Source organism: Endozoicomonas sp. GU-1 (assembly GCF_027366395.1).
Lineage (GTDB): Bacteria > Pseudomonadota > Gammaproteobacteria > Pseudomonadales > Endozoicomonadaceae > Endozoicomonas.
In genome coordinates, this window is sequence record NZ_CP114771.1 from 3,213,385 (window position 1) to 3,231,820 (window position 18,436).

General features: G+C 51.3%; 11 protein-coding genes and 1 pseudogene. 6 read left to right on the top strand and 6 right to left on the bottom strand.

Annotated elements, in window-relative coordinates; all coding sequences use genetic code 11:
- Positions 1 to 48: 48 nt before the first annotated feature.
- Genes pstB through O3276_RS13130 form a run of 3 tightly spaced genes read right to left on the bottom strand, consistent with a single transcriptional unit; the run spans position 49 to position 5,101 of the window.
- Positions 49 to 1,068, bottom strand: coding sequence for a phosphate ABC transporter ATP-binding protein PstB (gene pstB, locus O3276_RS13120; RefSeq protein ID WP_269671754.1), 1,020 nt, complete (start codon positions 1,066 to 1,068; stop codon positions 49 to 51).
- Positions 1,069 to 1,073: 5 nt separating this feature from the next.
- Positions 1,074 to 2,762, bottom strand: coding sequence for a phosphate ABC transporter permease PstA (gene pstA, locus O3276_RS13125; protein ID WP_269671755.1), 1,689 nt, complete (start codon positions 2,760 to 2,762; stop codon positions 1,074 to 1,076).
- Positions 2,763 to 2,788: 26 nt separating this feature from the next.
- Entirely contained in the window at positions 2,789 to 5,101 is a 2,313-nt protein-coding gene (locus tag O3276_RS13130; protein ID WP_269671756.1) for an ABC transporter permease subunit, read from the bottom strand.
- A 553-nt stretch (positions 5,102 to 5,654) separates the two neighbouring features.
- On the opposite strand from O3276_RS13130, the gene O3276_RS13135 reads away from it, so the two are divergent.
- On the top strand, positions 5,655 to 6,974 hold the full coding sequence (locus O3276_RS13135) for a Na+/H+ antiporter family protein (protein WP_269671757.1): 1,320 nt from the start codon (positions 5,655 to 5,657) through the stop codon (positions 6,972 to 6,974).
- 79 nt (positions 6,975 to 7,053) lie between these two features.
- On the opposite strand, the gene O3276_RS13140 is transcribed toward O3276_RS13135, so the two are convergent.
- From O3276_RS13140 to O3276_RS13150, 3 genes are all read right to left on the bottom strand, one after another.
- Positions 7,054 to 8,073, bottom strand: a complete 1,020-nt coding sequence (locus tag O3276_RS13140) for a PstS family phosphate ABC transporter substrate-binding protein (protein WP_269675985.1) — start codon at positions 8,071 to 8,073, stop codon at positions 7,054 to 7,056.
- Between the two features lie 264 nt (positions 8,074 to 8,337).
- Positions 8,338 to 8,769 (bottom strand): type II toxin-antitoxin system VapC family toxin, encoded by a 432-nt coding sequence (locus O3276_RS13145; protein WP_269671758.1) that lies wholly within the window; start codon positions 8,767 to 8,769, stop codon positions 8,338 to 8,340.
- Positions 8,766 to 9,014: an AbrB/MazE/SpoVT family DNA-binding domain-containing protein gene (locus tag O3276_RS13150; RefSeq protein ID WP_269671759.1), complete on the bottom strand. Its 249-nt coding sequence runs from the start codon at positions 9,012 to 9,014 to the stop codon at positions 8,766 to 8,768. Before O3276_RS13150 ends, O3276_RS13145 begins: the two co-directional genes overlap by 4 nt.
- 223 nt (positions 9,015 to 9,237) lie before the next feature.
- On the opposite strand from O3276_RS13150, the gene O3276_RS13155 reads away from it, so the two are divergent.
- The 5 genes and pseudogenes from O3276_RS13155 to O3276_RS13175 all read left to right on the top strand — a co-directional run bounded on the left by O3276_RS13155 (position 9,238) and on the right by O3276_RS13175 (position 18,382).
- The gene (locus O3276_RS13155; RefSeq protein ID WP_269671760.1) at positions 9,238 to 11,403 is read left to right on the top strand and encodes a WD40 repeat domain-containing protein; all 2,166 of its coding nucleotides are present in this window, start codon (positions 9,238 to 9,240) and stop codon (positions 11,401 to 11,403) included.
- Between the two features lie 278 nt (positions 11,404 to 11,681).
- On the top strand, positions 11,682 to 13,646 hold the full coding sequence (locus tag O3276_RS13160; RefSeq protein WP_269671761.1) for a WD40 repeat domain-containing protein: 1,965 nt from the start codon (positions 11,682 to 11,684) through the stop codon (positions 13,644 to 13,646).
- 55 nt (positions 13,647 to 13,701) lie between these two features.
- A pseudogene (locus tag O3276_RS13165) lies at positions 13,702 to 13,863 on the top strand (IS1 family transposase); the annotation flags it as partial.
- A 162-nt stretch (positions 13,864 to 14,025) separates the two neighbouring features.
- The gene (locus O3276_RS13170; RefSeq protein ID WP_269671762.1) at positions 14,026 to 16,137 is read left to right on the top strand and encodes a WD40 repeat domain-containing protein; all 2,112 of its coding nucleotides are present in this window, start codon (positions 14,026 to 14,028) and stop codon (positions 16,135 to 16,137) included.
- Between the two features lie 118 nt (positions 16,138 to 16,255).
- Entirely contained in the window at positions 16,256 to 18,382 is a 2,127-nt protein-coding gene (locus O3276_RS13175) for an F-box/WD repeat-containing protein (RefSeq protein WP_269671763.1), read from the top strand.
- Positions 18,383 to 18,436 lie beyond the last annotated feature (54 nt).

An 18,436-nucleotide genomic window follows, 5' to 3' on the forward strand; every position in this document is an offset into this window, starting at 1 on the left:
GATAATCCTTGGAGGCGGCCAGAAGCTGTTGAGATTCAGGAAAGCTCTTCAGCCATAACGGCCAGTAATGTAGTCTTCAGTCTGTTTCTTGCGGGGGTTGGTGAACAGTCTGTCGGTGTCGCCATACTCAATCATCCGCCCCATATACATAAATGCGGTGTAATCCGACACCCGTGCCGCCTGCTGCATGTTATGGGTGACAATCACAATGGTAAATCTGGACTTCAACTCATTGATCAACTCTTCAATCTTCAAAGTGGAGATAGGGTCGAGTGCAGATGCAGGCTCATCCAGAAGCAATACTTCGGGTTCCACCGCAATGGTCCGGGCAATAACCAGACGCTGCTGCTGCCCACCGGACAGGCCCAGTGCGCTTTCATGGAGGCGGTCCTTCACTTCATTCCAGAGCGCAGCCCCTTTCAGCGCCCACTCCACAACGTCATCCAGTACCCGCTTTTTATTGATGCCCTGAATTCTCAGGCCATAGGCAACATTTTCATAAATACTTTTTGGGAATGGGTTGGGCTTCTGGAACACCATCCCCACCCGGCGACGAAGATCAGCCACATTGACGGATTTCTCGTAGATATTTTGCTGCACACCGGAAGTATCGGTGAGCCGTATCTGCCCATCCACACGACAGCCATCCACCAGATCATTCATCCGGTTCATACTGCGCAGCAGCGTGGATTTACCACAGCCCGAAGGTCCGATAAAAGCTGTTACCCGCTGTTGCGGTATCTTCATGGAGACATCAAACAGCGCCTGTTTTTCGCCATAGAACAGGTTCAGCCCAGACACCTCCATACTGGTCGGTTCAAGCTCAAGGTTCAGTACAGAACGACCACGCCCAAGAGACTCAGGATTAACAGCTCCGGGAAGTGCGGAAGGTAGTTCAGCACGACCATCAGCGGTAACACTGGCGTACTTCTCAGGGCTGTTTTCAGGATACGTTATGGCGGTTTTCACAGTAAGAGCCTCACTCAAAGTCTTGTTCAGGCTTTCATCTTTTTTTTCATCCCCTTCCGGCTTTCTATCGATGACGTTATAAAGCTCTTCCGCAGACATCGTGTTCAGTCCTCAAGGCTCTTGTATTTTTCCCGTAACCGGTTGCGAATCGCAACGGCGGACAGATTCAGCACAGCAATAACCATCACCAGCAGCAACGCAGTGGCATACACCAGCGGCCTGGCGGCTTCCACGTTCGGGCTCTGGAAACCCACATCAAAAATATGAAAGCCCAGATGCATGAACTTCTGATCAAGATGCAGATAGGGGTAGTTGCCATCCAGCGGCAAGCTGGGAGCCAGTTTAACAACACCCACCAGCATCAGTGGTGCCACTTCCCCTGCCGCACGGGCAACCGCCAGAATCAAACCGGTCATCATGGCCGGGCTGGCCATGGGCAGCACCACCCGCCACAACGTTTCCGCCTTGGTGGCACCGAGGGCCAGGCTCCCTTCCCGAACGGAGCGGGGAATACGGGACAGCCCCTCTTCCGTGGCGACAATCACCACCGGCAGGGTCAACAGAGCCAGGGTGATGGATGCCCACAGCAGCCCCGGAGTACCAAAGGTGGGGGATGGCAGGGCCTCAGCAAAAAACAGATTATCGATTTCTGCCCCGGCAAAGTAGATGAAAAAACCAAGACCAAACACCCCGTAAACGATGGAGGGCACCCCCGCCAGGTTATTAACTGCCACCCGGATGGCCCGGGTCATCCAGCCCTGACTGGCGTACTCTCGCAGATAGACAGCAGCGATAACACCGAAAGGGGTCACCATAATGGACATCAGAATTACCATCATCACTGTGCCAAAGATGGCGGGGAAGACACCGCCTTCGGTGTTGGCCTCCCTGGGATCATCAAGGATGAACTCACCGACCTTGTCAAAGTAGAAACCTATTTTATCGGTCAGTGACAGGGTATTGGGCTGATAGGCACGCACCACCTTACTGATTGGCTGTTCCAGGGTTTGACCAGCAACGGTTCTGGCCACAAAGCTGTCACGGTTGAACGCCCGGTAAAGATCGCCCAGCTGGTTTTCCAGTTGCTGATATTCCTGATTCAGCTGTTTTCGCTCCGCCTGAATCTCTGCCTGACGGACAGGGTCCCTATCACCGCTCAGCTCCAGACGGCGCTCGGCCAGACGCAGCTGTTCTATTGCGGCGTTTATTGAGCCAATGTCGTGCTTTTCAATCTGGTAGATTGCCTGATAAATCCCGAGCGCCCGATCCAAACGCTTATTGAAAACGGTCCAGGCCGATTCACCGCTGGCAACGGTGACACCATCTTCCTGAACGGACTCCAGGAAGCCGTAGAAATTGCCCCATTCACGACGCTCAAGCACCATAATGTCTTCAGGGTATTGGCGATTACTCAGCCACTCATCGACGATCCAGACAAAGTCAGCACCACTCAGGTCCCGATTGCCCTGCTTCAACAGATCACGGGTATATAACTCCTGACCGTTGATCACCTCAAGGCCAGACGACTCCAAACGAGCCGCAGGGACTTCTTCACTGTCAGTAATCTCTCCGGCAACCATTCGGACGGCCTGCCCCGGAGGCTGGTAATCGGCCACCATAATCTGGCCCGGCCAGAAGTGCCCCAGCCCGCGCACAGCGATCAACCCCAGCAGCCCGATCACCAGAACCAGACTGATGGCAACCGCACCGGCATTTAGCCAGACCCAGGGGGCACCGCTGTTAATCCATGCACCAACAGAGCGTTTTCCGGGGCTTTGAAGGGAATTATTCATAGTCATTTCTTATCCTTTTTCCCTTCTTAGAGCGAGCTGTATTTCTTACGAAGTCGATGACGCACCATCTCCGCCGCCGTGTTCACCACAAAGGTAAACAGGAACAGCACCAGAGCGGCCAGAAAGAGAATTCGGTAATGGCTACTGCCCACTTCAGACTCTGGCATTTCAACCGCAATATTGGCCGCCAGCGTCCGCATACCCTCAAAGATATTGGCATCCATAATGGGCGTATTCCCTGTGGCCATCAGCACGATCATGGTTTCACCTACTGCCCTTCCCATACCGATCATCAGCGCAGAGAAAATACCCGGACTGGCGGTCAGAAGAACCACCCGGGTCAGGGTCTGCCAGGGTGTTGCTCCCAACGCCAGGGAACCATAGGTCAGGTGCCTGGGTACGCTGAATATCGCATCCTCCGCGATGGAAAATATGGTTGGAATAACGGCAAAACCCATGGCCAGTCCTACCACCAGGGCATTACGCTGGTCATAGGGAATGCCCAGCTCGGTGGTCAGCCAGGTACGCATATCACCGTCAAACAGCCAGAGTTCCAGACTGGAACTGAGCGACATGGCCAGGGCACCACTGAGTAACACCACGGGCACCAGCAATCCGGCCTGCATACCGTCAGGAATCCGGTGACGTATCGTTGCAGGCAAGCCATCCCAGGCAAAAGCAAACATCAGGATGCCCGCTGGCACAAAGAGCAACAGGGCAAAAATACCCACCAGCTGATTTTCAATCAGCGGGGCCAGCCAGAGCCCGGCAAGAAAACCAAGAATGACCGTAGGCAGGGCCTCCATCAGCTCGATCACCGGCTTTACCTTTCTGCGCATGCCCGGAGCCATAAAGTAGGCGGTGTAAATAGCCGCACAAATGGCCAGTGGCGCTGCCAGCAACATGGCGTAAAACGCCGCCTTGAGCGTCCCGAATGACAGCGGCATCAGGCTCAGCTTGGGCTCAAAGTCATTATTTGATGCCGAGGACTGCCAGATGTAATCCGGCTGGTTGTAAGACTCATACCATACTTTACCCCACAGGGCAGACCAGGATATTTCCGGATGCTCATTGTCGATTTTCAGGAATTGCGTCTCACCCTGGCTGGCCAGAATCAGATAATTGCCTCTTGGCGCTACGGCCATTTGATCTATTCGACCCGCAGCCAATGGCTCCACCAGCAGAGAACGGTTTGCCGTGGTGTAATACAGACCGACCTGCCCCTTCACATCCGACGCCAGAAAGCCTTTGCGCCGATGCTCCGGAACAATCTTGTCGATGGGGTCACTGCCGAGGCTGAAAGAGCGAATATTGTGCAAATTCAGACGGCCATCTTCACGAACCATAAACCACTGGGCGATATTGCCTTCTGAGTCACCCACCAGCAGGGATACCCCGCCCAACAGAAACGTCATCGTGGTAACGTCCACTCCCTTAGCGGTCAGATTGAGCGTCTCATGGATATAGGGACGGTCAATATCGCTGATATTGATCACCGTCAGTTGATTGCTGCCGCTGAGGACATAAAGCCAGGTTTGTTCCGGATCAATCAGCAACCGGCGGATATCCAGGCCACCCTGCGCAGAAAGCCCGCTGATCACCGGCAGGGTGACGGACTGCTGCTCAACAGTGATGGACTCGGTTAAAAAATCCGCTTCCTTATGGACAACCTCCATCACCAGGTGGTTATTGCTGCTGGCGGCCATCAACAGCTTTTCCTCACCGTCACTGATGGCCAGTTGTGCAACCGGAGCCGAAAAGTCCTTGATGGCAAAGGGCTGCCGCTCATAGGGGTAGCTGACTTCCGGTGTGATCTTCCGGCGGTCATCTGGCCAGGTAATCCTATAGCCCTGATCAAACAGTATGACCTCACCGTTGGTAAGACCGGCCGCCATCAGATTGGAACCAGCAGCATCCCTGACCACCCTGACCACCTCATTGCCCGCAGGTATTGGCAGCAACTCATTCTGTAGCCATTCACCGGTTTGGGAGGAGAAAAAACGCAGATTACCGGAAGCCTCTGCTTGCATGGCCACTTCGGCCTGCTCTTCAACGGCGAGAAATATCGGTGCTTTTTTTGTAGCAACTGGCTCATCAACGAAAGTCAGGGCCGATGGGTATGAAGCAACCCGGGTAATCTCAGCGCGGTTAAATAGCGGCAGGACCTCGTAGAGGAGGTAAAAGAAAATCAGGAGAATCGCCACAATCACGCCAAGACCTCCGGAGGCAACACCCCAGCGGGCGAGACGGTCTTTCAAGAAGCGCAGGGAACGATATTTTTTTAGTGCCGGTGTATTGAAATCAATACCCGGGCTGTTATCCATCGAATTTTGATACATGGCGCAAGTCTGATTAAATCATGCCCGTAACTTACAGAATCAATATGACAGTAATGTGACACCGGGAAAAAATCATTGCCCGGGCCGACAGATCATTGTAATTTAGTGGCTGCCAATAACGGCTGTAAGCCTGAATTACCGAGCTTACAGGCCTGTTGCAAGCGCATCATGATCAGAGAAAATAACGATGTTACCCAGAAATCTGCTAACAATACCCGGTACTGACACCCAATCAGAACAATGTAGCTCTGCCCTTTCCATGATCCCTTCCCTGCATGCCCACCGACACCATCATCACCATTGAACGGCTGATTCGACCCTGCTCGAATACATTTACTTTTATCGCCTGAGCTTCTAGCCTCAATGTGTAATATATTAATTTGCAACTAGAAAAAGAGCTCAAGGCACAGCCAATCAAGGAATGCGACAGCTCCTGACGAGCTCTGCACTGATCTGCTATAGACTGATCTGTTATAGATCGTGCTGTGGATAATGCTGTGGATTGAAGTATCGCAAACCGCTTATAACTCAAAAGAACACAAACTGGATTACTATGAACGCTGTCATTTTGGCTGTTGCCATCATGCTGACCTTGAGTGTCTTGCGTGTAAACGTTGTACTTGCCCTTTTTTTCGGGGCTATTGGTGGAGGTCTTGCCGGTGGACTGGGGTTTGATGCCACACTGTCCGCTTTTGCCGAAGGGTTGGGGGGTGGTGCCAGCATCGCCATCAGCTACGGTATGCTGGGTGCCTTTGCCATGGCTATATCCGCATCCGGGATTCCCCAGTGGCTGGCCGATCGAATTATTCAGAGGGTAGCCAAGACCCACAAAACAGCTGGCCTCAGAATCTCGATCCTCGGAAGCATTCTGCTGATGGCCTTTGCCTCCCAGAATGTGGTCCCCGTACACATCGCCTTTATTCCTATTCTGATCCCACCGCTACTGGGTGTTTTCAGCTCCTTACAGCTGGACCGCAGGGCGGTAGCAAGCACCCTGTCGTTTGGTCTGATCGCCACCTATATGCTGGTTCCCATCGGTTTCGGCAATATCTACCTGACCCAGATCCTGGCGGGCAACCTCAACGATAATGGCTTGAACATTGATCCTGACCTGATGCCATCGGCCATGGCTCTGCCGGTACTGGGCATGTTTATTGGTCTGCTTGTGGCTGTGTTCTGGACTTACCGTAAACCCCGCCACTACCACATTGCAGAGAGCGCCCTGAAAACCGCTAAGGAAGAGCTGCCATCCATGGAGCCAAAGGCCGTGCTGATTACCCTGGTATCCATTGCTGCGGCACTCGGCGTGCAACTGTTCACCGACTCCATGGCCATGGGTGCAGCCACAGGCTTTATGATGATGATCCTCGGCGGCATTGTGCACTGGCGGGAAGCGGATGATGTCTTTGCCCGAGGTGTAAGAATGATGGCCCTGTGTGGATTTATCATGATCTCTGCCTCTGGCTTTGCCGAAGTACTCAGGACAACCGGGGATATTCCTGCCCTGGTGGCCATGGTTGAAGAGCTGGTTTATGGCAGCAAGGCACTGGCCGCATTGCTGATGCTGGTTGTTGGATTGATGATCACCATGGGCATTGGTTCTTCCTTCTCAACCATTCCCATTATTGCCACGCTCTATGTCCCACTGGCGCTGGCCCTTGGCTTTTCACCTCTGGCAACCGCAGCGCTTGTTGGTGCATCCGGCGCGCTGGGTGATGCAGGCTCTCCAGCCTCCGACTCCACCATTGGCCCAACCGCCGGGCTGGATGTGGATGGCCAGCACGACCATATCCGGGACACCGTTATTCCAACGTTTATGCACTACAACATTCCCATGATCCTGCTTGCCTGGATCGCGGCGATGATTCTGTAATTAATGCGTATCCTTTGAAGGGTTAACCAAAAAATAAAGCCACTGAAGACAGTGGCTTTATATCAACTGGACAATCACATTACTTGCTGGCAATCGTCGTATTATCCAGTCCGAGCTTAGCCAGGTATTTATCAACCACCTTGCCTGGCAGTGGGATATAGCCATCCTTCACAACCACTTCCTGCCCCTGTTTTGAGAGCAGCAACTTAACAAATTCGCGCTCAAGGGGAGACAGTGGCTTATTAGGCTGCTTATTCACATACACGTACAGAAAACGTGACAGAGGATAGCTGCCATCAACTGCATTCAGCGGCGTCGCCTCAACAAAGGACTGGCCTTCTTTCTTCGCCAGTGCAACGGTTCTCACACTGGAGGTTTTGTAACCAATACCGGAATAGCCAATACCGTTCAGCGATGCAGAAACCGACTGAACCACTGAGGCGGAACCTGGCTGCTCATTCACACTGTTTTTAAAGTCCCCCTTGCACAGGGCCTTCTTCTTGAAGTAGCCATAAGTGCCGGATACCGAGTTACGTCCGTACAGCTGCACAGAGCGGTTCTGCCAGGATCCACTCAAACCAATATCACCCCAGGTCTTCACTTCACTTTCTGCGCCACACTTGCGGGTTGACGAGAAAATCGCATCCACTTCGGCCATGGTCAGGCCTTTGATGGGATTATCTTTGTTGACAAAGACCGCCAGCGCATCAATCGCCACAGGAATGGCCGTTGGCTTGTAACCATGCCTTTTCTCAAATGCTTCCAGCTCCTTGTCCTTCATTTTCCGACTCATGGGGCCGAAGTTTGAGGTACTTTCGGTCAGAGCGGGAGGTGCAGTAGAAGAACCCGCCGCCTGAATCTGAACATTCACATTGGGATAAATGCGCTTGAAATCTTCGGCCCAGAGCGTCATCAGATTTGCCAGCGTGTCTGAACCCACGGAGGACAGGTTACCGGACACGCCACTGGACTTACTGTACTTTGGCAGGGATGGATCCAGCTGGCTGGCCATGGCAGCACCACTGGCCAACGCCAGCGCTGCGGTAGCAGACACAGCCAGGACTCGCTTAAATGCCGTTACGTGTGTTGTTATTTTCATCATTTGCTCTCCAGGATTTACGCGCCCTGTTCGATTAACAGCACCTTCTCATCATTAAGGGCTATCAAAGGTTGATCTGAGGCGTGAGCCTCCTTGCTTGACTTCCGGGAATCAAATATAGAGCTTGAATATGACAATTCTATGAAAAGAAAAAAAAGAAAAAGAAAGAAAAAGGACACCCATTTTTTAAAAAGTGAAGAAAGCAAACCGTGGCCGGGTCTTTCATTTTTAAAGGGTGGCTTTACGGGGAGCAGGAGGCGTTCCTCAGTCACTCCCAACTTGCTCCTTTACCAGCGTGGTGACGATGGATAAAGCCCCCAGCTTTTTGCGGCTTTCAAAGCTGTAGAGCGTTTGGGTGCCTTTGCTGGTGGCACGTCGGGCAATCAGACCATCAGAGAAATCCACTTTGGGAGTTTCGCTGTAATCCATAAGCGCGCTCTGCAGGGCACTCCAGTCTTCAAAAATGAACCGGGTGTTACTGGCGAGCTGTTTGAGAACGGAGTGTATTTCTGCTTTGGTTAATTCAAAGACGGTTTCCAGCACCCACTCGGTTTCGGCCAGGACAATGTCTGAGAGGTAAACGGAGTCAGCAGAATTAATGGTTTCAGCCGCCACTCTCGCTTGCCAGGTCGGGTTACGGGCATCGACCGGCGCTATCAGATAACGCAACAGTACATTTGTATCAACAGCAATCATGATTCGCCCGCGAATTTTCTGGCGGTTTTGTTTTTGATGGCCTTCCTGGTGTCCTCTCGCGTTAAGTGTTGATGGGTATCACCAGGTAATTTGATGGTGCCAGAAAGGTCATCGGAGGTCATCTTTACCAAATGTGCCACACCATCGCGCTCGAAAACCTGTATATAGTCGCCTGGTTTTAGCCCGAGCTTTTGGCAGATACTTTGAGGAATAGTCACTTGTCTTTTGGTCGTTAGTTTATGCACGTCACACCTCTTTCTGTATTACTAAATTGAAATAGTAATACTATCGTAGGCAAAGGTTGTACACAGGGCAAGAAAGGTTGTGGCTAGGAGGCTGACCGAGAATAGACTGCCAAAGCGGTTTTCGGTCAGCCTCCCAGACGAACATTCCGTTTGCTGTGAACTTTTGCCCGGCAACCCCATCCAAGATATCTGAATGGCAACCACCTGAAGATCACAATTCACAATGGAACCTCCTATTACCGTTAACACTAGCGGCAATTATGGCGATAACCCGGACTGCACCGGAGTAACACCTGAGGTATCCCGTTATGTGTGGAACAGCAACGGTATGTCGGTTGTGCCCTGCCAGGACCAATGTTCATTACTGCATTTGCCTGAGCCTCCCTTGCTCAGGTTGTTGGGCTATTTATCTTTCCGGGAGATACTCGCCACCGCAAAAACGTGTACGTATTTAAACCAGGTAATCACCGATGAACATCTGCTGGCCAGATCGTGGTTTGCAAAATTGGCAACACACCAGCAGAACCAGTTCAAGGAGATTACCCGTGACATCAGTGATCGTGAGCTGCAGCACTGGCTGAGGCAATTTACCCCGGATACAACGCTAGCAGGTAAGCTTTGCAGCCAATACCTTGCAGAGCAAACAACAGACGACGGTCGTAAAATCGGTGAAACACAAAAAAAGAAATACTTCCCCCAGGTCCTGTTTTACACGGTGAGTAAACTGATGGCTGACTGTCGACAATTTAAACCGGTTCTGGCAAAGGAAATTCTTGATACTCCTGGTTATGCCATCAGCTTGAGCACCCATGGCGACCATTTAGTGATCTTGAGCAACCATCATACCGGGACAATCTTTGGCTACACAGCAAACAGCCCATGGCATAAACAAGCCAGTTTTAGCTTCGATTACTGGCTCACCGCAGATCTTCCTATCTCCAACTTTGAGACCCACGGCCGTCATGTGTTGGCCTGTGATAAACATACCGCAACAATCTTGGCATATAACGCAGATAACAGCTGCACGGAGCAACTCACCATTTTCCATGAAGGCAGGATCAGCTCGGCTGATTTAAGTTGTGATGGTCATCAGGCAGTCATTATCTGTGATGATGGCAGCGCCAGAATCCACAGCTGGAACGACGCTGGTCACTGGACGCTGGCAGCGGATATTACTGATGTCAGGCGGCGCTTGAAGGCTCGCTTCAGCCCGGATGGCAGCCGGGTACTGACCCACTCAAACTCGTGCACAAAAATCCACAGACGGAACGAGGAGGGTGGCTGGACATTAGAGGCCACCAGTGACTTCTATGCCGAATCAGTCACCTTCAGTCCCGATGGCAGCCATGTGCTGATGTACAGTTGTTATCGGGGGATCATCGCAAAGATCGCAAAAATCCTCAGCCTGAACAAAGATGGTGGCTGGCTGGAGAGTGCACCCCTCACGCACAACGAAGGCTCGGTCATACGGGTTATAGCCAGCCCTGATGGTCGCCATGTCATTACCACCAACCAGAAAGACGGTGAAACTGACAGCATAACCATGAAAATCCTCAGTCGTGACAGTAACAGCGACTGGACAGAGAAAACCGGCAATATCCCGATTATTATCCACAATGGTGCCCAGTATTGGCCCAAATTCAGCCCCGATAGCCGTCATGTGATGGTTAGCAAAAATACATCTAACCTTGAAATCCGCAGCTGCGACAAACGCGGCAACTGGATACCAACCTCTATTCCCTGTCTGGAAGAGAGAAAAAGAGGCTTCTTCAGTCCCGATAGCAGACATGCGGCGATCATTGGCGCTGGTTATCGCACTACCATAATATACAGTTATGATGAAGCCAGAGTCTGGACAGAAAGCGGCATCATTCCCCATTACCTTGACGGGCCATACACTGACGCCAGCTTCAGTTCTGATAGCAGCCATATTGTGACTTTCTGTTGGTACCCAGTTACCCTTTGGAACGATAACATTCGTAGCAAATTCAAGGTAAAAATCTACGGTTACAATGGGTACGGCAAGTGGCTGCCAAAAGCCTTTATTCGCCATGCCGGCCCGATCTATTCCGCACGTTTCAACGCCGATGGCACCCATCTGGTAACCGCAAGCGAGGATCGTACTGCAGTAATCTTTGGCCGCTGTGCCGACGGCAGCTGGGTGAATAAGGCCATTCTGAGACATACCCGCCGGGTCAAATTTGCCTTCTTCAGTGTCGATAGCAGACAGGTGGTGACCGTAAGTGGCTCGCACAACGTGAAAATCTGGCGTCTTGTCGCTGCTGGCATGGTTCTGGACAATCCGCCCGGAACCCCACAGGCTGCGACTGGCCAGGGTGTTGTTCTGCATGCTGGCAACCAAAAGCCGGAAGCAAACAGACAGAATTGAGAAACATGTCGGGTCGGTCTATCGACCCATTCACAGAACGCACGGGAAGATTAATCAGGTTTATTCGAATGCCTTGAACTTTTACCCGGCAACCCCATCCAAGACATCTGATTGGCAGTCACCTGACGATGACAATTAACAATGAAACCTCCCGTTACCGTGAACACCAGCGGCAGTTATGTCAGCAGCCAGGACTGCGCGGGAGTTACGCCTGAGGCCCCCCATTGTGTGGGGAGTGCAGGGAGCAGTAACGGTATATCGGTTGTGCCCAAAGACCAATGTTCATTACTGAACTTGCCACAGCTTCCCATACTCAAGCTGCTGGGCTACTATCTTTCCGGGAGATACTCGCCACCGCAAAAACGTGTACGTATTTAAACCAGGTAATCACCAATGCAAATCTGCTGGCCAGAAGGTGGTTTGCAACATTGGCAGCACACCAGCAAAACCAGTTCAAAGAGATTGCCCGGGACATCAGTGATCCTGACCTGCAGTACTGGCTGGGACAATTTACCATGGATACAACGGTAGCCGATAAGCTTTATAGCCAATGCCCTGGAAAGCAAACAACAGACGACGATCTTAAAACCTGTGAAGCACAAAAAAGGAAATACTTCCCCCAGGTCCTGTTTTACACGGTGGGTCAACTGATGGCTAACTGTCGACAATTCAAACCGGTTCTGACAAAGAGCATTCTTAATAACCCTGATGTAAATACCGTCAGCTTTAGCACCCATGGCGACCATTTAGTGATCTTCAGAAACAATCATACCTGGACAATATTTGGCTTCACAGCGTACTGCCAATGGAATGAACAAGCGGGTTTCAGCTATCATTCCTGGGTCAACCCTCCTTCCCCCACCGTCGAGACCAGCTTCATGACCAGCGGCCATCATGTCTTGGCCTGGGATGGATACCATGTCGCAAAAATCTTCGCCTGTAACGCCGATAACAGCTGCACAGAACAACTCTCCATTGTCCATAAAGACAGGATCATATCAGCTGACTTAAGTGACGATGGTCATCAGGTAGTTATTACCTGTTATGATGGCAGTGCCAAAATCCACAGCTGGAACGTCGCCGGTCACTGGACGTTAGCTGCGGACATTGCCGACGGCGGGCGGGGCTTGAAGGCTTGCTTCAGTCCCGATGGCAGTCGGGTACTGACCCACTCAGACTCATGCACAAAAATTCACAGGCGGAACGGGGAAGGTGGCTGGACATTGGAGGCCACTAGTAACTTCGATGCCAAATCTGTCACCTTCAGCCCAGATGGTAACCAGGTTCTGATGTTCGGTGTCAGGGGGATGGCAAAAATCCTCAGCCTGAACAAAGATGGCTGCCGGCTCGATAGCTCTACCCTCGGTAACAACAAAAACTGGATCATACGGGCTACAATCAGCCCCGATGGTTGCCATGTCATTACCGTCAACCACCAAAACGCTAAAACTGACAGCATAACCCTAAAAATCTTCAGTCGTGACAGCAACGGCAACTGGACAGAGAAAACCGGCAATATCCCCATTATTAACCCCCTTGACCCTGACCTGCCCCCCAAGTTCAGCCCCGATGGCTGCCATGTGATGGCTGCCAAAGATCTTTCTAACCTTGAAATCCTCAGCTGTGACAAACACGGCAACTGGATGCAGAACTCTATTCCCTTGAGGGGAAAAATTAAAAGAGCCTTCTTCAGTCCCGACAGCAGCCATGCGGTGGTAATCGTCCCAGGTCATCGCTCCGCCAGCATATACGGCTTTAACGCAGCCAGAGGCTGGATTGAAAAAAACATCATTCGCCATGACCACAACAGGCCACAAATTGACGCCAGCTTCAGTGCTGATGGGCGTCATATTGTCACTTTCTGTTGTGGCTGTTGTTGCCGAGCCCATGGCAGTGCCAAATATCACGCAAAAATCTATGGTCGTACTGGGAACGGTAATTGGCGAGAAAGAGCCATTATCACCCATACTGGCCCGATCCGTTCAGCACGCTTCAACGCCGATGGCAGCCATATAGTAACCGCAAGCGCGGATGGTACTGCAGTAATCCTGGGCCGCTATGCCGACGGCAGCTGGGTGAATAAGGCCATTCTGAAGCATAGCTTTGCGGTCCGATCTGCCATCTTCAGTGTTGATAGCAGGCAGGTGGTCACCGTAAGTGGCAAACACATTGTGAATATCTGGCGTCTTGTCAATGCGGGCAGGTCTTTGAACGAAACTATGCAAGCCGAATTCAGTCCATAGCGATATTTCGGGCCGGAATCTGCGCCCTGTTCCATCAAGAAAGATCATGAGGGATCGTTGGCGCGTGAAAATATTTTTCACGGCAAAGTGGCAAAGTATTGAGAGAACAAACCTGACACTCCGTACCCGCCTCAAACGATTAACCCGCAGAACGATATGTTTTTCTCGTTCCGAGGAGTTGCATGACAAGGCGATTGGGGAGTTCATTTCAGCGTGAGCCTCCTTGCTTGACTTCCAGGAATCAAATATAGAGCTCAAATATGACAATTCTATGAAGGCGGAATTGGTGCTATACGATCATTCCGTTTGCTGTGAACTTTTGCCCGGCAACCCCATCCAAGATATCTGAGTGGCAACCACCTGAAGATCACAATTCACAATGGAACCTCCCATTACTGTAAACACCAGGGGCAATTATGGCGATAACCCGGACTGCGCCGGAGTAACACCTGAGATATCCCGTTATGTGTGGAACAGCAACGGTATGTCGGTTGTACCCTGCCAGGACCAATGTTCATTATTGTATTTGCCTGAGCCTCCCTTGCTCAGGTTGTTGGGCTATTTATCTTTCCGGGAGATACTCGCCACCGCAAAAACGTGTACGTATTTAAACCAGGTAATCACCGATGAACATCTGCTGGCCAGATCGTGGTTTGCAAAATTGGCAACACACCAGCAGAACCAGTTTAAAGAGATTGCCCGTGACATCAGTGATCGTGACCTGCAGCACTGGCTGAGGCAATTTACCACCGATACAGCGGTAGTCGGTAAACTTTGCAGCCAATACCTTGCAGCGCAAACAACAGACGACGGTCGTAAAACCGGTGAAACACAAAAAAGGAAATACTTCCCCCAGGTCCTGTTTTACACGGTGAGCAAACTGATGGCTGACTGTCGACAATTCGAACCGGTTCTGGCAACGAAAATTCTTGGTGTTGATGGTAATACCCTCAGCTTGAACACTCGTGGCGACCAGTTAGTGATCTTGAAAAACTACCGTACCGGGCTAATTTTTGGCTACACAGCGAACAGCTCATGGCATAAACAAGCCAGATTTAACTTTGATTACGAGAGCAACACAAGTCGTCCTCTCTACAACTTTGAGAGCAACAGCCGTCATGTGCTGGCCTGTAGAAAACATACCGCAAAAATCTTCGCATATAACGCCGACAAGAGCTGTACTGAGCAACTTGACATTTTCCATGGAGGCACGATCTGCTCAGCTGATTTAAGTTACGATGGTCATCATGCCGTCATTACCTGTGATGATGGCAGCGCCAGAATTCACAGCTGGAACGACACTGGTCGCTGGACGCTGGCAGCGGATATTACCGATTTCAGGCGAAATTTGCAGGCTCGCTTCAGCCCGGATGGCAGCCGGGTACTGACCCACTCGAACTCGTGCACAAAAATCCACAGACGGAACGAGGAGGGTGGCTGGACATTAGAGGCCACCAGTGACTTCTCTGCCGAATCAGTCACCTTCAGTCCCGATGGCAGCCATGTGCTGATGTACAGTGATATTGAAGGGATCAACGCAAAGATCGCAAAAATCCTCAGCCTGAACAAAGATGGCGGCTGGCTGGAGAGTGCACCCCTCACTGACAACGGAGGCTCGGTCATACGGGTTATCGCCAGCCCCGATGGTCGCCATGTCATTACCTTCAACCGGAAAGACGGTGAAACTGACAGCATAACCATGAAAATCCTCAGTCGCGACAGCAACAGCGACTGGATAGAGAAAACCGGCAATATCCCGATTATTATCTACAATGGTGCCCGGTATTGGCCCAAATTCAGCGCCGATAGCCGTCATGTGATGGTTAGCAAAAATACATTTAACCTTGAAATCCGCAGCTGCGACAAACGCGGCAACTGGATACCGACCTCTATTCCCTGTCTGGAAGAGAGCAAAAGAGGCTTCTTCAGTCCCGATAGCAGACATGCGGCGATCATTAGCACTGATTATCTCACTACCAGAATATACAGTTATGATGAAACCAGAGGCTGGACAGAAAGCGGCACCATGCCCCATGACTTTCAAGGGCCAGACAATAACGCCAGCTTCAGCCCTGATAGCAGACATATTGCCACTTTCTGTTGGAGCCGGGTTAGCCTTTGGAACAACAACATTCCTGGCAAATTCAAGGTAAAAATCTACAGTTACGATGGGCACGGCAAGTGGCTGCCAAAAGCTCTTATCAGACATGCCGGCCCGATCTATTCCGCACGTTTCAACGCCGACAGCACCCATCTGGTAACCGCAAGCCATGATGGTACTGCTGTAGTCTCTGGCCGTTGTGCCAACGGCAGCTGGGTGAATAAGGTCATTCTGAGACATGACTACCCGATCAATTCTGCCTTCTTCAGTGTCGATAGCAGACAGGTGGCGATCGTAACTGGCTCGAACAACGTGAACATCTGGTGCCTTTTCGCTGCTGGCATGGTTCTGGACAATCCAGCCGAAACTCCATCCCGCCTTCTTCAGTGACGATAGCAGACAGATCTTGTCTAAACGATCATTCCAAATACCTTGAACTTTTGAACTTTTGGCCAACTTTCCCATCCAAGGTAACTGACCGACAATCACCAGACGAGAGCAATTGACAATGGCCTTTCCCATTCCCGAGAACAACAACGGCCGTTATGGCAGCAGTCCGGAATATACCGGAGTAACACCTGAGGCGTCCCGCTGTGTGTGGAACAGCAGCGGTATCTCGATTGTTCCCGACGAAGACCAGAGTGCATTGCTGAAATTGCCACAGATTCCCATGTGCACGCTGCTGCGCTGCTTGCCTTCCCGGGATATAGTTGCCATCGCAAAAACGTGTAAGTTTTTTCATCAGGTAATCACCAGGGAACATGTGCTGGCCAGAAGGTGGTTTGCAACATTGGCAGAACACCAGCAAAACCAGTTCAAAGAGATCGCCCGGGGCATCAGTGATCATGACCTGCTGAACTGGCTGGAACAATTTACCACGAATACAACAGTCGCCGATGAACTCCTCAGCCAATTCCTTCCGGAGCAAATAACAGACGATGGTCTTAAAACCAGTGAACCACAAAAAAAGAAATACTTCCCCCATGCCCTGTTTTACAAGGTGGGTCAACTCATGGCTGGCTGTCAACAATTCGAACCGGTTCTGGAAAAGCGCATTGTTGAAAAGCCAAAAGTCAATGACGTCAGCTTTAGCATCCATGGCAACCATTTAGTGATCTTCAAAAGCAGCAATACCGCGACAATCCTTGGCTGCACAGGTAACGGCCAATGGCATGAACAGGCTGGTTTCAGCTATCACTACTGGCGCAACCCCGAAGAACCGGCTTCAACCCCCCTTATGACCAGCTTCATCGCCCGTGGCCGTCATGTATTGACCTGGGATGACGGCCATACTGCAAAAATCTTTGCATACAACCCCGATCACAGCTGCACAGAGCAACTCACTCTGGTCCATGAAAACAGGATCATATCAGCTGACCTGAGTTACGATGGTCATCAGGCAGTCATTACCTGTGGTGATGGCAGTATCAAAATCCACAGCTGGAACGACACTGGTCACTGGACGTTAACAGCGGACATGGCCGATGGCATGTGCTGGAAGGCCTGTTTCAACTCCGATGGCAGCCAGGTACTGGCCCGTCCATTGTCCCCCTGGACCCCCGGCCCGAGCGCCAAAATCCTCAGTCAGAATGAGGAGGGTGGCTGGACATCAGAAACCATTGGCGACCCCAGTGCCAAACTCGTCAGGTTTAACCCCAATGGCAACCCGTTACTGATGTTTGGGTCCAGGGAGATGGCAAAAATCCTTCGCCTGAACAAAAAAGATGGCAACACGATGGAGAGCATCAGACTCAATAACAATGACTACAGTATCATGCATGCTACAGCCAGCCCCGATGGTCGCCATGTCTTTACCGTCAACCAAAAACCCGGAACCAGGATCAAAACCCTAACCATCTTCAGTCATGACGGCATCGACAACTGGACTGGGAAAACTGACCATATTCCCATTTTTGAAGACAATCATCCTGACCTATCCCCCCAATTCAGCCCCGATAGCTGCCATGTGATGGCTACCGAAGATCTTCGTAGCCTGGACATCCTCAGCTATGACGAACACGGCGACTGGATAAAGAAATCTATTCTCTTGCAGCACAAAATGAAAAAAGCTTTTTTCAGTCCCGACAGCAGCCATGTGGCAGCCACCATGCCGGATTATGGTGCCTGCTGCTGCATATACGGTTATGACGGAGCCGCGAGCTGGATAAAAAAAGCCACCATTAGCCCTAAACATGTCCATGACTCGGAATTGCCAAAAATTGAGGCCAGTTTCAGTGCTGATAGCCGTCATATTGTCTCTTTCTGTTGCTACGAAAAGAACCTGGATACCGAATATGAGGCAGAAATCTACGGTCGCGATGAGCATGGCAATTGGCGACCAAGAGCCACTGTCACCCATAACGGCCCGATCAACTCCGCACGCTTCAACGCCAATGCCAGCCTTTTAGTGACAGCAAGCGCGGATGGCACTGCAATCATCCTGGGCCGGAATCCCGAAGGCAACTGGGAGAAGAAGACCGTTCTGCAGCATGCCGACCCGGTTCAAAATGCCGACTTCAGTGCTGATAGCAGGCAGGTGGTGACCATAAGTGGCAATTACACCGTGGAAATCTGGCGTCTTGTCGCTGCTGGCATGTCTCTGGACGACACTATGCACGTTGAATTCAGTCCATAGCGATATTTCGGGCCACTACGCCCGGCTCCATCAAGGTGGCTCGGAAAAAGCGCA